General features: G+C 67.6%; 10 protein-coding genes. 2 read left to right on the top strand and 8 right to left on the bottom strand.

The window, feature by feature from the left end; all coding sequences use genetic code 11:
• Positions 1-7: 7 nt before the first annotated feature.
• The 4 genes from gspF to FHY04_RS02655 all read right to left on the bottom strand — a co-directional run bounded on the left by gspF (position 8) and on the right by FHY04_RS02655 (position 6,176).
• Positions 8-1,234 carry a type II secretion system inner membrane protein GspF gene (gene gspF, locus FHY04_RS02670; protein ID WP_183935284.1) on the bottom strand — a complete coding sequence of 409 codons (1,227 nt, stop codon included), beginning with the start codon at positions 1,232-1,234 and terminating at the stop codon, positions 8-10.
• Between the two features lie 120 nt (positions 1,235-1,354).
• Complete coding sequence (locus FHY04_RS02665) at positions 1,355-2,998, bottom strand: GspE/PulE family protein (protein ID WP_409349138.1); 1,644 nt, start codon at positions 2,996-2,998, stop codon at positions 1,355-1,357.
• Positions 2,995-5,238, bottom strand: coding sequence for a type II secretion system secretin GspD (gspD, locus tag FHY04_RS02660; protein WP_183935282.1), 2,244 nt, complete (start codon positions 5,236-5,238; stop codon positions 2,995-2,997). Before gspD ends, FHY04_RS02665 begins: the two co-directional genes overlap by 4 nt.
• A 50-nt stretch (positions 5,239-5,288) precedes the next feature.
• Positions 5,289-6,176 carry a type II secretion system protein N gene (locus FHY04_RS02655; RefSeq protein WP_409349137.1) on the bottom strand — a complete coding sequence of 296 codons (888 nt, stop codon included), beginning with the start codon at positions 6,174-6,176 and terminating at the stop codon, positions 5,289-5,291.
• Between the two features lie 82 nt (positions 6,177-6,258).
• Here FHY04_RS02655 and FHY04_RS02650 point away from each other — a divergent pair, with 82 nt between their 5' ends.
• Entirely contained in the window at positions 6,259-6,945 is a 687-nt protein-coding gene (locus tag FHY04_RS02650) for a 2OG-Fe(II) oxygenase (protein ID WP_183935281.1), read from the top strand.
• 135 nt (positions 6,946-7,080) lie between these two features.
• Here FHY04_RS02650 and FHY04_RS02645 read toward each other — a convergent pair whose 3' ends face one another.
• Complete coding sequence (locus FHY04_RS02645) at positions 7,081-9,897, bottom strand: TonB-dependent receptor domain-containing protein (protein WP_183935280.1); 2,817 nt, start codon at positions 9,895-9,897, stop codon at positions 7,081-7,083.
• Positions 9,898-9,992: 95 nt separating this feature from the next.
• The gene (locus FHY04_RS02640) at positions 9,993-11,612 is read right to left on the bottom strand and encodes a hypothetical protein (RefSeq protein ID WP_031438961.1); all 1,620 of its coding nucleotides are present in this window, start codon (positions 11,610-11,612) and stop codon (positions 9,993-9,995) included.
• Positions 11,613-11,940: 328 nt separating this feature from the next.
• Between FHY04_RS02640 and FHY04_RS02635 the strand changes: the two genes are divergently transcribed.
• Positions 11,941-12,276: a DUF6481 family protein gene (locus FHY04_RS02635; RefSeq protein WP_183935279.1), complete on the top strand. Its 336-nt coding sequence runs from the start codon at positions 11,941-11,943 to the stop codon at positions 12,274-12,276.
• A 292-nt stretch (positions 12,277-12,568) separates the two neighbouring features.
• Here the strand turns inward: FHY04_RS02635 and ahpF are convergent, their stop codons facing one another.
• Complete coding sequence (gene ahpF / locus FHY04_RS02630; protein WP_159511162.1) at positions 12,569-14,152, bottom strand: alkyl hydroperoxide reductase subunit F; 1,584 nt, start codon at positions 14,150-14,152, stop codon at positions 12,569-12,571.
• A gap of 208 nt (positions 14,153-14,360) precedes the next feature.
• Positions 14,361-14,924, bottom strand: coding sequence for an alkyl hydroperoxide reductase subunit C (gene ahpC, locus FHY04_RS02625; RefSeq protein WP_031396422.1), 564 nt, complete (start codon positions 14,922-14,924; stop codon positions 14,361-14,363).
• Between the last annotated feature and the right edge of the window lie 16 nt (positions 14,925-14,940).

Raw genomic sequence — 14,940 nt, 5'->3', positions numbered from 1 at the left:
CAAAACCTCATTGGCCTGCCAGCGTGTTGAGCTGGAGGATCGGGAGCAGGATGGATAGCACGATCGTCGCGACGATGCCGCCCATCACGACGATGATCAGCGGTTCGAGCAGCGACAGGGCGGTGGCGGTGAAGCGGTCGAATTCGCGTTCGAGATAGTCGGCGGCGCGCTCGAGCATCTCGTCGAGCCGCCCCGCCGCCTCGCCCGACGCGGCGAGATAGGTCAGCAGCGGCGGGAACACGCCCGCGCGCCGCATCGCCGCGGACAGGCTGCCGCCGCCGCGGATCGCGTCGACGATCTGGTCCGACGCGAGCCGCAGCCGACGGTTGTGGATCGTGCTCGCGGTCAGGTTGAGCCCGTCGAGCAGCGGCAGGCGGCTCGCGACCATCGTCCCCAGCGTCCGCGCCATCCGCGCCGCATGAAGGTCACGCAGCAGTCGCCCGAGCATCGGGATCCTGAGCAGCCAGCTGTCGAAGGCGAGCCGGAAGCCCGGATCCTTCAGCGCGCGCCACAGGATCAGCCCCAACAGCAGCAGGACCAGCGCGATCACCCACCAATAGCCGACGAGGAACGCCGAGAACGCCATCACCATCCGCGTCAGCAGCGGCAGCTCCTGCCCGACCGTGTCGAACTGTTCGACCACCTGCGGCACGACGAACATCATCAGCGCGGTGACCACCCCCATCGCGACGAGCGCGAGGATCGACGGATAGGCGAGCGCGGTGATCAGCTTGCCGCGGATCTCCGCCTGGCGTTCGAGCAAAGCCGCGAGCCGGTCGAGGATCGTCGGCAGCGACCCCGAACTCTCGCCGGCCGCGACCATCGCACGGTAGAGCGGCGGGAAGCTCTTGGGCTCGCGCGCCATCGCATCCGCCAGCCGCCGGCCCTCGACGACGCCCGCATGAACGTGCTGGACGATCGCGCGGACGCTGTCCTGCTCGGTCTGGCGCGTGATCGTGCGCAGCGATTCCTCGAGCGGCGACACGCGGTTGAGCGTGGCGAGCTGGCGCGTGAACAAGGTCAGGTTCTTGCCCGACATCTTGGGCTTGCCGAGCTGCAACCCGAACAGCGGCCGTCCCTTGGTCGCCTGCGGCGGCGCGCCCGGGCTGATCTTGACGACGTAGAATTTGCGCGCGTCGAGCGTTGCGCGCGCGAGGTCGATGTCCGCCGCGGCGATATGGCCGCGGCGCTCGGCGCCCTTGGTGTCGATCGCGACATAGTCGAAATCAGCCATGCGGGTTGCCCGGGTGCCGCATTATCCCGTTCGTTTCGAGCGAAGTCGAGAAACCACTGTCCGCGCGTGTGGCGCCGATTTCTCGACTGCGCTCGAAACGAACGGAGGTTTGAAGCAGCATCATGCCGCCGCCACCTCGACGACTTCGGTCGTGTCGCGGCGCGAGACGCGGACCGCTTCCTCCGCCGTGGTCTGTCCCGACAGGACGAGCTCACGCGCCGACTGCGCCAGGTTCGGCGACTTGGCAAAGGCATGCGCGGTGATGTCGGATTCGGCGCCGTCGGTGTTGATCAGGCGACGAATCGTGTCGTCGATGCGGACCGCCTCGAAAACGCCGATCCGGCCCTTGTAGCCGGTCTGGTTGCAGTCGTCGCAGCCCTGCGCGACGTAGACCACCGCGTCCGGCGCGATGCCGAGCAGCGGTGCGACCGTGTCCGATGCGGGTACCGCCTTGCGACAGGTCGGGCACAGCCGCCGCACCAGCCGCTGCGCGATCACCGCGCGGAGCGTCGAGGCGAGCAGGAAGCTTTCGACCTTCATGTCGCGCATTCGCGTGATCGCGCCGATCGCGTCGTTGGTATGGACGGTCGACAGGACGAGATGCCCGGTCAGCGACGCCTGCACCGCGATCTCGGCGGTCTCGCGGTCGCGGATTTCGCCGACCATCACGACGTCGGGATCCTGGCGCAGGATCGCGCGCAGCCCCGCCGCAAACGTCAGCCCGACCTTGGGATTGACCTGGGTTTGTCCTACCCCGTCGACCGCGTACTCGACCGGATCCTCGACCGTCAGGATGTTGCGGCTGCCGTCGTTGAGCAGGCGCAGTGCGGCGTAGAGCGAGGTCGTCTTGCCCGAGCCGGTCGGCCCGGTGACGAGGATGATACCGTTCGGTTCGCTCAGCGCCTCGTTGAGCAGCGCGAACAGAGCGGGCGGGAGGCCCAGCGCCTCGAGGTCTATCCCCGCATTCTCCTTGTCGAGGATACGCAGCACGACGCGTTCGCCCGCCCGGCTCGGCAGCGTCGAGACGCGGACGTCGAGCAGCTTGCCGCCGAGCGTCAGGCCCATGCGGCCATCCTGCGGCACGCGCCGCTCGGCGATGTCGAGCCGCGCCATCACCTTGATACGGCTGACGACGACCGGCGCGACATTCGGCGGCATGCGCAACGTCTCGCGCAGCACGCCGTCGATGCGCATCCGGACGACGAGCCCGGTCTCGTACGGCTCGATATGGATGTCCGACACGCCGTTGCGCGCGGCGTCGGCGATGATCCCGTTGATCAGCCGGATCGCGGGCGCATCGTCGGCGGTGTCGAGCAGATCCTCCGCGGTCGGCATGTCGCCCGCGAGCAGATCGAGCTCGTCGCCCATCCCGACCGCGGCGAGCGCGTTGGCCTGACCGTCCATCGCATAGACGTTGGACAGCAGCCGGTCGAACGCGGGCGCCTCGACCGTGCCGATCGTGAACGGGCGGCCGAGATAGCGGCGCAGTTCGAGCAGCACCTTCGGGTCCGCGCCCGCGCGCATCGCGATCGTGAGCGGCGAATCGGGGTCGGTGTGGTCGACGACGACCCCGAACTTGCGTGCGAAGGCGTAGGGGATCGTGATCTGGGGGAGCGCGACCACAAGCCCCTCCCCTTCAGGGGAGGGGTTGGGGTGGGGCGATGCCACAAGCGCCGCGATTGCTGGGACAGGCCCCACCCCCAACCCCTCCCCTGAAGGGGAGGGGCTAAGGGCGCCCAGTTCATGCCCCTCGCGGATGATCATTTCTTCACCGGCCGGAAGACCGTGCTCGTGCTGCGCACCGGCACCGCGATCCGCGGATCCTCGATGCTGCCGGGGATCGGTCCCGACGGGATCGGCGGCGCCGCGCCCATGTAATCGCGCACCAGCTGATCGATCGACGGCTCGCGCTCGGGCTCGGCGAGCCCCTGCTGCAACCGCAGATAGCCATAACGCTGTTCGGTGATCCGCCGGCTGTCGCCCGCGGTGCGCAGGATCGTCGGGCGGATGAAGATCATCAGGTTGGTCTTCGACCGCTGCTTCGCCTTCGACGTGAACAGGTGCCCGAGCACCGGCAGGTCGCCAAGCAGCGGGATCTTCTCGATCGTGCGGCGTTCGTTGTCGTCGAGCAGGCCGCTGATCACCGCGATCTGGCCGTCGTCGACGGTCCGCACGGTCTCGACCTCGCGCTTGTTGAGGATCAGGTCGCTATTGTCGCTCGACACCGGCCCGGCGATCGAGCTGACCTCGAGCCGGAGGTTGAGCTTGACCGTCCCGCTCGAATTCACCTGCGGCCGCACGGTCAGCTCGATGCCGACATTCTGGCGTTGCGTGGTGCGGAACGCGTTGTCGAAATTGTTGCTGAGCGCCTGCCCCGTAGTGATCGGGATCTCCTGCCCGACCAGGCTGTGCGCCTCCTGGTTGTCGAGCGTGACGAGGTGCGGGACCTGGAGCAGGTTCGACGTCGTGTCGCTCTTCACCGCGTTGATGATCGCGCCAAAGAAGGTGCTGCCGATCTTGCCGCCGAAGCCTCCAAACCCGCCGGTCGCGGCGAGGATCGAGCTGATCGCCGATTGCTGAAGCGTGTCGGCGGCGCTGCTGGTGTTCTTCGTCACCGTCGTGCTGCCGTCGGTGTTCGTCGTCGTCGTGGTCGAGGTGTTGAGCTGTGTCGCGCCGATCGCACCTGCGATCTGCAGGATGTTCGGCGCGGAATTGGAGAAGGTCGACGCGCCGAACGCGCCGCCGCTTGGATCCCCGACGATGAACTGTGCACCCAGCGTCCGTGCGGTCGTGTCCGAGACCTCGGCGACGATCGCCTCGACCAGCACCTGTTCGCGGCGCGTGTCGAGCTGGCGGACCACCTCGGCGAGCTGACGCTGGATCTCGGCAGGCGCGGCGATGACGATCGCGTTCGCGCCGATGAAGCGCGTGACGACCGCGGCGGTGCGGCCGCCCGCGGCGGTGATCGCGGGCTGGCCCGATCCCGATCCCGCCGATCCGCCGCTCGCCTGGACCGGCTGGCTCACCTGCGCCTGCTGGGTGCCGCCAAAGCCCGATCCGCCGCCATTGCTGCCGCCGCTGCTGTTCGCGCCGAAATTGGAGCGCGACAGCGGCTGGCTGCTCGGCTGGGTCGGGGTCTGGCCGACCAGTTCCTGCAGCACCGGCAGCAATTGTTCGGCATCGGCGTTTTCGAGGAACACGACCTTGATCTCGGTGCCGTTGCGCGCCTTCTGGTCGAGGTCGGCGGCGACCTGTGCCAGTCGCGCGACCGTGGTCGGATCACCGCGCAGCGCGACCGCGTTCGATCCCTCGACCGCGACCACCGACGCGGTCGGTCCCGATCCCGCGCCGCCGCCCTGCGCGCCGCCCGGGGCCCCGCCGGTGCCGATCAGGCCCTGCAGCGCGGTCGCGATGTCGCGCGCGCTCGCATTCTTGAGCGCGACGACGCGCGTCGACAAGGTGTCGGTGTCGACCCGGCGAATGACCTCGCGGATGCGGCGGATATTGTCGGCGAAATCGACCACCACCAGGCTGTTGCCGCCGCGGTTCGCGGTGACCGACCCCTGCGCGCTGACCAGCGGCCGGACGGTGTCGACCGCACTCGCCGCGTCGGTCGCGCGCAGGCGGATGATCTCGGTGACATAGCTGTTGCGCGCCGCGCCCGCGACGCCGATCCGGCTCGGCTGCGACGCCGCATTGTCGAGCGGCTGGACGCGGAACGCCCCGTTCGAGGTCGGCACCGCGACCAGCCCGTTGGCGCGCAGCGTGGACAGGAACACCTCGAAATATTCGGACCGGCTGAGCGGCCGGTCGGTGACGACGGTCACCTTGCCCGACACCCGGTTGTCGATGATGAAGGTGCGCCCCGTGACCTTGGCGGCATCGGCGATGAACGCGCGGATATCTGCGTCGCGGACGTTGAGCGTCGTCTGCGCGCGCGCTTCCGCCGCCAGCGTCAGCGCCAGCACCGGAGCAAGGACCGAGGCGAAAACCAGATTCTTCATTGCAGCCTTGGTCTTGGAAAGGGGAAGGGAAGCGAGAGTCATGCCGGAGATCATTGCGGGGGTGCGATCGTGATGGCGAGCGGCAGCGTGTCCTTGCCGCGTTCGACGGTGATGGGCACGTTGCCGCCCTGCGCGAAGTCGGCGGCGATGCGGTCGAGATCACCCGGCCCGGTGACGGGACGCCCGCCGATCGAGGTGACGATGTCGCCGTCGCGCAGCCCCGCCTGGCGGAAGGCGTTGCCCGAGCCCTGCGACCGGACCGTCAGCCCGCTGACGCGGCCGCCGTCAATCCGCGGGATGAAGCCGATCTCGCTGCGCAACTGGCCGATCGGGATGCCCGCGCCGCCCGGCGGGGGCGCCGCGCCCGGCGCTGCGCCGGTCGGCGACACCGGCGCGACCGCGTCGGACTGGTCGAGGAACAGGTCCTCGTCGACGCCGCCGCGATCGATCGTGACATGGTCGAACGCGACCGCCTTCAGCCGAACGCCGGGCTGGATCTCCTCGCCGACGACGATGCTGGTCTGGACATTGTCCGCGCCCGCGATGATCGCCGAGCTCCGGCCCGTCGCATCGTCGATCCGCGTCCCGAACAGCGTCAGCTGCAGCGCGGTGACCGTCGCGGGCCCGGCACCGGCGGGCGCACCCAGCCGGAAGAACGGATCGAAGCTGCGCAGGATGTCGCCATTCGCCCCCGCGGGTGCGATCGCCGCCGGGCGCCACGCGCCGAGCGGCGTCACCGGCGCCACCGCGACCCAGATCAGCCGCGCACATTGCACCGCCAGCCCCGCCATCAGCGCGAGCTCGGCGGCGGAATATACCGTGATCACGGGCAGCCGCCGCAGGATACGGCGCGCACGTGCGTCGATCGTCAATCGCATGAGCGAACCCCCTCCCGACGCGGTGCCGCCGCCATTGGCGCCCCCAATGGCGCTAGGCATGCCATGTTACAGTTACGCGTCAATCTGGCGATAGATTTATGCCGCGCTGGCGCAAGCGCTGATTGCCCGGCAAAACAGCATCATGGTCACCCCCTCCACCGACACGCCGCCCGCCCCCTCTCCGGTCTCGCTCGGCAGCGGCCTGCCCGCCGAGCCGGTCGTCGCGCGGCTGACCGCGGCCCCGGGCGTCCAGCGCGTGCCGAGCCCCAAGCTGACGCTGTTCCTCAACCGCGGCTTCCTGTCGCCTGCGCTGTGCGCCGCGCTGCTCGAACGGATCGACGCCGTCCGCCGCCCGTCGACGATTTCCGATTCGAACGGTGATGCGAGCTATCGTACGAGCGAGACGGGCGACCTCGACCCCGCCGATCCGGTGGTGATCGATGTCGAGGCGCGGATCGCCGCGCTGACCGGGCTCGACGGCCTTTATGGCGAACCGCTCCAGGGGCAGCGTTATGCGATCGGGCAGGAGTTCAAGGGCCATACCGATTATTTCGAGCCGACCGGTGTCGACTATGACCGCTATTGCAGCGTCGCGGGCAATCGCACCTGGACCGTGATGGTCTATCTCAACCAGCCCGAGGCGGGCGGCGCGACGCGGTTCAAGGCGATCGACAAGATCGTCCAGCCCGAGACCGGCAAACTGCTCGCCTGGAACAACCGCCGGCCCGACGGAACGCCCAACCCCGCGACGCTCCACCACGGCATGAAGGTCCGTAGCGGCGTCAAATACGTCATCACGAAATGGTACCGCGAGCGCCCCTGGGGGTAACCGTCCCCTACCCCGATACCCAGGATGCAGAGCCACGCAGCGGTCCGCCCGTGACCCTGGGTCCCGGCCTTCGCCGGGATGACGAAGAGGGTGTACGCCACGCTGCCACCCCCCGGCTCAGCCCGCCGCCCGACCTCAGAACGTCGTGCTCAGCCCCAGCGTGAACACCCGGCCAAGATTGTAGCGGTTGATGAACACCTGCGCGCCATTGTCGAAGGTCTGGCCTTCCTGGAACCGCGTGCCGGTCAGGTTGCGCGCTTCGGCCTTCAGCTCCCATTTGCCGCCGACGAGTTCGAAGCCCTGCCGTGCGACCAGGTCGAGGCGGATGCCGGGCTTTTCGATGATGTCGGGCTGGAAGCCGACGCCGCTGAGGTTCGACGGGCCGCGGTTGGTCACGCGGTTGCTGGCATAGTTGAACAGCAGCGTGATCGCCGACAGCGACGCCGTATCCTCGAGACCGACCTGGACGTTGACCAGATGATCCGACTGGCCGGTCAGCGACGCGCCGTCGCGGAACTGGAGCGAGGCCGGACCGAAGCCCGCCTGGCACCCGCCGAGCGTCTGGTTGAGCACGTTCGGGACGCAGCTATTGTCCGCGGTGATCGACGACTTCGAATAGGTGTAGTTGGCGATGAACAGCGCACGCCGCGTCGCAAAGAAGTCCGAGTTGAGGAAATCGAGGTCGAAATATTTCTGGAGCTCGACCTCCGCGCCATACAGCGTGGCCTCGGGCAGGTTGGTGAAGCCGGTCTGCAGCCGGTCGTCCGCGCCGGTGTAGAAGCCGACCTGCTCGACCGGGTTCTTGATCTCCTTGTAGAAGCCGCCGAGCGTAAAGCGCTGGTCGCGCGCGAAGAACCACTCGTAGCGGCCCTCGAGATTGTAGAGTTCCGAGTCCTTCAGCAGTGGGTTGCCGAAGAACAGACGATCCGATTCGGGATCGCGGAACTGCTGCGGCGCGAGCTCGCGGAACTGCGGGCGCGAGATCGTCTTCGATGCGCTTGCGCGCAGCTGCATGTTGTTCGCGAAGTTGTAGGTGAGCGTCGCGGCGGGCAGGAAATAATCGTTCTTCAACCGCGTCGTCGTCGTACCGATCGGCGTCACCTGCTCCTCGGCGGTCTCGTAGCGGACGCCGATCGTCGCGCGGACGCCGTCGGTCGCCTCGGCCTCGGCCTGGACATAGCCCGCATGGATGCGCAGCGACGCATCATAGGCATAGGCGCCGAGCGGCGTGCTGAACTGCAGCTGGATCTGGTTCGCGTTGAGCGAATCGATCCCGAGCAGATAGTCGGGACGCAGCAGGTTGTACGGATAGCCCGGCGCGGTGCCGCCGCCCGCGGCGGTCTGATAGTTGAACTGGAGGCGCGTCGAATTGCGCTTCGTGTCCGAGTAGAAATAGCCGGTCGACAGCGTCATCGGCCGCTCGGTGTCGAGCTTGTACGACAGGTCGCCCTGCCCGGTGTAGAGATCCTCGTTCAGTTCGCTGAAGATGATCGATGCGAACGGCGTGAAGCGCTGGGTCACCTGGTACGCGCCGTTGCACTGCGCGCCGTCCGAGCCATTGGGCGCCTCGACGCTGATCGGCAGGCCGGTCGTGGTGGTCGCCGAGCACAGATAGTCGAACTGCCGCTCGTACGGCGCGTTGCGCTTCGAATTGGCATAGGCGCCGCGCGCGTCGAATTTCAGCGCGTCGGTCAGCTTGAACTCGCCGACCAGCTGGCTCTCGAACAGCTGGCGTTCGAACCAGTTGGTGTTCTGCTGGAAACGCAGCCCGCTCGAATTGTTGTAGACGGTCGCCGACGATCCGCGCGCCTGCTTCAGCGTGTCGTGGATATAGACGGTAGTCGAGCGGATCGTGTTCGGGCCGAACTCGTAACCGAGCCCGATCAGCGCGTTGGTGACGATCCGGTTGTCGGTCAGCAGCGTCTGGAAATCGTTGCGCAGCGTGCCGTCGGTCGACACCGAATCCTGCTGCGTCGACGAGCGCGTGCGGAAGGTGTTGCTCGCGCTCAGCGATGCGATGATGCCCAGCCGGTCCGAGCCGAAGTCGAACACCGATCCGCCGCTCAGCTCGCCCGACCAGTTGGCCGGCAGCTGGTTGTTGCGCTGGAGCAGCGTGGTGTTCGCATTGGTCAGCTGCGCGACCTGATCGGTCGGGATGATCCCGGTGCCGCCGGGCGCGTTCTTGATGAAGGCAGGCACCTTGCGCGCGCCGTCGTCGAAGCCGATCCAGTCCGCATCGCCGCCATAATAGGTATAGCCGAGCTCGCTGGTCGTCACGGTGTCGGCGGAGATCGACCCGCCGATGCTCAGGAAGTTCTTCTCGGGGATCGCCTTGGTCGTGAGGTTGATCACGCCGCCGCCGAATTCGCCGGGATAGTTCACCGAATAGGTCTTCTGGACCAGCGCCGAGCCGACGATCGCGGTCGGGAAGATGTCGAGCGGAACCGAGCGGCGGAGCGGCTCTGGACTCGGCAAGGGCGAACCGTTGAGCAGCGACGACGAATAGCGATCGCCGAGGCCGCGGACATAGACGAAGCCGCCGCCGACCACGCTGAGGCCGGTGACGCGCGTCAGTGCGCCGGCGATGTCGCCCTCGCCCGTCCGTGCAATGTCGGCGCTCGACAGCACCGAGACGATCTGTGCGGTCGCGCGCACGGTGTTCGGGATGTTGCGCCCGACGACGACGATGTCCTCGCCCGCCGCGGCGTCATAGCCGGGGCTCGACACCTCGACGCCGGCTTCGGGTGCGGCCTGCGGCGTGGCCTGCTGTGTGGTCTGCTCTTGGGCCGTCGTGCCCGGCGTCGCGGCATTGGTCTGGTCCGCCTCGGCCTGCGGCGTTGCGGCGGGCCGCGGCGGTGCGGCCGGCGCGGGCGCGGTCTGCGCAAGCGCAGCGGGCGCGACCAGCGTCGAGGTGAGGAGGAGCAGTGTTCCGTAGGCGCGGCGCTTGCACATGGCCTGTAATCCCGATTCGTAAAGTCATAGGCGAATGCCGGGACGGTCCCCCAAGGACCGCCCCGGCATCACGGCGCATTCAAATGGCGCCCGCCTCAGCGGCCCTGGCAGGCGAAGTAGACCGAGCTGAACGCGGGCGGTCCGACGTCCTGCAGCGCGGCATCCGCCGGCCGGACCGTGGTGCGGCCGCCCGTCGTCTGTTCGCCCGCGATCATGTTGACGCAGGCGACGTTGGCCGGGGTCTTCACCACGCCGTTGACGAAGGTCATGTCCGCACCACCACGCAGGCGGATCGCGGCCGGGGCCAGCGCGGTCTGGATGAAGGTGAAGTTGGCGTAGCGGCCGAACGTGCGCGGCAGCAGGTCCTCGGCATTGTTCGAATCGATCTCGGTCGAGAAGGAGTCGGCGGTCGCCCCGAGCGTGCGCTGGGCGGCGATCATGAACTGGATGAAGCCGCGATAGCCATTGTCGATATCGAAGCCGTCATCGTCCGCGCCGGTGATCGCGATATACTTCAGGTTGCTCGTGCCGCCGAAGATCTCGATGCCGTCATCCGCCGAATTGTGGCTCTGGATGTGGTTGAGCGTGGTGCCCGAGCCGGTACCGCCGAGCGTCAGGCCCTGCAGCTCGTTGCCGTCGCTGATCGCGATGCCGCTGTAGCGGATCTGGACGTACTGCATCGTGCCGCTGCTGTCGGCGGCCGTCGGGCCGCCATAGAAGCGCCCGGTGACACCCTCGATCGCCTGCTGGCAGGTCGTGCTGCTGCCGGCGGCATTGTTCGGGCCGGTGCCGGTGGCGCAGACCGCGACCGGTGCGCGGCCGAGCATGACGATCCCGCCCCACTGGCCCTGCGTCGCGTCGCTGACGCCGTTCGACGCCAGGTTCTGCTGCGAGGTGAAGACGATCGGCGCGGTGGCGGTGCCGACCGCGTTGATCTTCGACCCGCGGTTGACGATCAGCAGGTCGTTGGTCGTCTCGCTCGAATCCGCGGCGATCACGACGCCGGCCTCGATGTTGAGGATCGCGCCATTGTCCGCACCGGTCGTGCCGACATCGGTGCCGATCTCGGTCTGGCCGCGCAGGCGATAGAAGACGCCGGCGATCTTCGGCAACGTCAGCGTGCCGCTGATCACGGTCGGCAGGCGGCAGGCGCGGAACGTCGCGACCAGACCGTCATCGGTCGTGCCGGTCGGGCAGACGCTCGTCGCGGTGACCGCGCCGACCGAAGGCACCGCGGTGCAACGTGCGCCCGAGCCGCCGAATTCGGCCGAGGTCGAGTTGCAGGTCCAGCCCTGGAACGCGGTGTCGGTCGGGCCGTTGAGCGCGCCGACGAAGTTGGTGCTGGTGAAGAAGCTGTTGAGCGTCGACGGATCCATCGGCGTGGTGAGCGACGTCGCCGAGGTCGGATACAGGCCGTTCAGCCCGGTGCTGACGCCGCTGACATTGTTGTTCGTGCCGGCGTTGACGACCGCGAGCTGCTCGTCAGGCGTGATCGTGATGGTGTTGACCGTGGTCGGGGCGGCGAACTGCGCCGCAGTGATCGCGCTGGGCGTCGGCGTCGGCGTGGGGGTCGGCGTCGGCGTCGGCGTCGCGGGGGGGATCACGATGGTCCCCGCACCCGGCGACGCGACGCTGTCCGCGCCTCCGCATGCCGACAGCGCCGCGCAGGCGGTGCTGGTCAGCAGGATAAGGCCGATGCGCTTGAAGCTGGTCATTCACGGAACTCCCGGTCGATCATTGATTGCGTGGATCGACTCGGGTCCCCCTGCCGATCTCTCAACGGCGGTTAGGCGGCGTAGATGACAGCGAGATGCGGTTTCGATGACGGCTGAGTGACGGCGGTGTTTCAGCAATGTGACACCGGGGCCGCGAGGTACGCGCCGAGCCGGGGCGGGACGACGACGGACGGCATCGCGGGGACCCGGGGTGCATCACCCCGCTTTCGCTGCGCGGCACAATGATTTAAGGGGCACGGACGCTAGCAAGGCCCTTATCCGGGCAATCCCGCGGATTTCACCGCGATTACAGGAATTTTCGACGAGTATGGCCTCTTTCAAGGACCCCGGTTTTCAGGAACGTACCGCCTCTGCGAACGACGCGAAGCTGAAGGCGCTCGAGAAACTGCGCGCCAAGCCTGCGATCGATCCGGCGGTCGCCGCCGAGCGCGCCGCCGCCCGCGCCGCCAAGGAGGAGGCCGAGCGCGCCAAGCGCCAGGCCAAGCGCGACGCCGAAGATGAGGCCAAGGCCGCCAAGAAGGCCGCAGCTGCCGAAGCCGCAGCCCGTGCGCTCGAAGCCGAAGCCAAGTCGCAAATGTCCGACGCGGACAAGAAGGCGCTCCGCGACGCCAAATATGCGGCGCGCAAAGCCAAGAAGAAGTGAGGAAACGGCCGGGGGATTCCCCGGCCTTTTTCTTTTGTGCCGCCGGGATTTTCGGTCGGCGCTTCGCCACACCGTCATCCTGACGAACGTCAGGACCCAGAGCCACACGCACCACCGCCTGCAACTCTGGATCCTGGATCAAGTCCAGGATGACGAAGGCGGGTAACGCTTACCCCACACACATCGTCATCCTGACGGAAGTCACGATCCAGAGCCACGAACGCCAACGGGCGTGACCCTGGGTCCCGGATCAAGTCCGGGATGACGGACGGGGGAGAAGCCCCCCCCGCCCTCAGGCTGCGAGCGCGTCCTGCTCTTCGGGCGCGAGCCGGATCATGTAGTCGAACGCCGCCAGCGCCGCCTTCGAGCCTTCGCCCATCGCGATCACGATCTGCTTGAACGGCACGGTCGTCACGTCGCCGCCCGCAAACACGCCGGGGATCGACGTCTCGCCGCGGTGATCGACCTCGATCTCGCCGCGCATCGTCAGCGCGACCGTGTCGGTCAGCCATTCGGTGTTCGGCACCAGCCCGATCTGGACGAAGATCCCCTCGAGCTCGACCTGATGCAGCGTGTCGTGGTTGCGATCCTTGTAGCTGAGCCCCGTCACCTGCTTGCCGTCGCCGAGCACCTCGGTGGTCATCGCCGAGGTGACGACCTTGACGTTGGGCAGGCTGGCGAGCTTGCGCTGGAGCACCGCATCCGCGCGCAGGTCGCTGTCGAACTCGATCAGCGTGACGTGCGCGACGAGCCCCGCCAGGTCGATCGCCGCCTCGACACCGCTATTGCCGCCGCCGATCACCGCGACGCGCTTGCCCTTGAACAGCGGGCCGTCGCAATGCGGGCAATAGGTCACGCCCTTGTTGCGATACGCTTCCTCGCCCGGCACGTTCATCTGGCGCCAGCGCGCACCGGTCGACAGGATCACGGTCCGCGCCTTCAGCGACGCGCCGCTCGCAAGCTGCACCTCGTGCAGGCCGCCGACCTGCGCTGCCGGGATCAGCTTGCTCGCGGTCTGCAGGTTCATCACGTCGACGCCATATTCGGCGACATGCTGCTCCATGTGCGCGACGAGCTTGGGCCCCTCGGTATGCGCGACCGAGATGAAATTCTCGATCGACATAGTGTCGAGCACCTGACCGCCGAAGCGCTCGGCGGCGATGCCGGTGCGGATGCCCTTTCGCGCAGCGTAGATCGCCGCTGCCGCGCCGGCGGGGCCGCCACCGACGACGAGCACGTCGAACGGATCCTTGCCCGCGATCTTCTCCGCCGCGCGCGCGGTGCTGCCCGTGTCGAGCTTCGCGACGACCTGCTCGACGCTCATCCGGCCTTGCGCGAACGGCTCGCCGTTGAGGAAGATCGCCGGCACCGACAGGATGTTGCGGTTCGTGACCTCGTCCTGGAACACGCCGCCCTCGATCGCGACATGGCTGATCCGCGGGTTGATCACGCTCATCAGGTTCAGCGCCTGGACCACCTCGGGGCAGTTCTGGCAGCTGAGCGAGAAATAGGTCTCGAACGCGAAATCGCCGTCGAGCCCACGGACCTGCTCGATCACCTCCTGCGTCAGCTTGGACGGATGCCCGCCGACCTGGAGCAGCGCGAGGACGAGCGACGTGAACTCATGCCCCATCGGGATGCCGGCGAAGCGCACGCCGATATCGGTCCCGGCGCGGCGGATCATGAAGGACGGGCGGCGCTTGTCGTCGTCCTTGCGGACCATCGTCACCGAATCGGACAGCGCCGCGATCTCGGTCAGCAGGCCCTCAAGCTCTCGCGACTTGGCGCCGTCGTCGAGCGAGGCGACGAGTTCGATCGGCTGGACGATGTTCGCCAGATAGGTCTTGAGCTGCGCGGTAAGGTTCACATCGAGCACGGACGCTCTCCTGTCTGGTGAAAGGGACGCGCGGCGGGCTGCCGTCGCGAAATTCGTCACCCCGGACCGGGTCCGGGGTCCACCATGCCGCACGACATCGGGGCGTCATGCGGCAGGATGGCTGCCAGACCGAAGTCCGGCAGGCCGGGGAAGGAGCGAACCCCTCCCCCTTTGGTGACGAAGCCGGGCGACCGGCTCCGTCAGTGGCTCAGATCTTGCCGACGAGATCGAGCGACGGGGCGAGCGTGGTCTCACCCTCTTCCCACTTGGCGGGGCAGACCTCACCAGGGTGCGCTGCGATATACTGTGCGGCCTTGACCTTGCGCAGCAGCTCCATCGCGTTGCGGCCGACGCCTTCCGAGGTGATTTCCATGAGCTGGATCACGCCCTGCGGATCGACGACGAAGGTGCCACGATCGGCCAGGCCCTGGCCTTCGCGCATCACGTCGAAGTTGCGCGTGATGGTGCCCGACGGATCGCCCAGCATCGTGTAATCGATCTTGCCGATCGCCGGCGACGTGTCGTGCCAGGCCTTGTGCGAGAAGTGGGTGTCGGTCGACACGCTGTAGACCTCGACGCCCATCTTCTGGAACGCGGCATAATTGTCGGCCAGATCCTCGAGCTCGGTCGGGCAGACGAACGTGAAATCGGCCGGGTAGAAGAAGAAGACCGCCCACTTGCCCGTGACGTCGGCGTCCGACACCTCGATGAACTTGCCCTGGCGATAGGCCTGGGTGGTGAACGGCTTCAGCTGGGTGCCGATGATCGACATGGGGTAGCTCCTCAAA

The sequence above is a fragment of the Sphingomonas sp. BK481 genome (assembly GCF_014194875.1).
Classification (GTDB): domain Bacteria; phylum Pseudomonadota; class Alphaproteobacteria; order Sphingomonadales; family Sphingomonadaceae; genus Sphingomonas; species Sphingomonas aerolata.
This window is presented reverse-complemented; position numbering and strand designations above follow the sequence as displayed.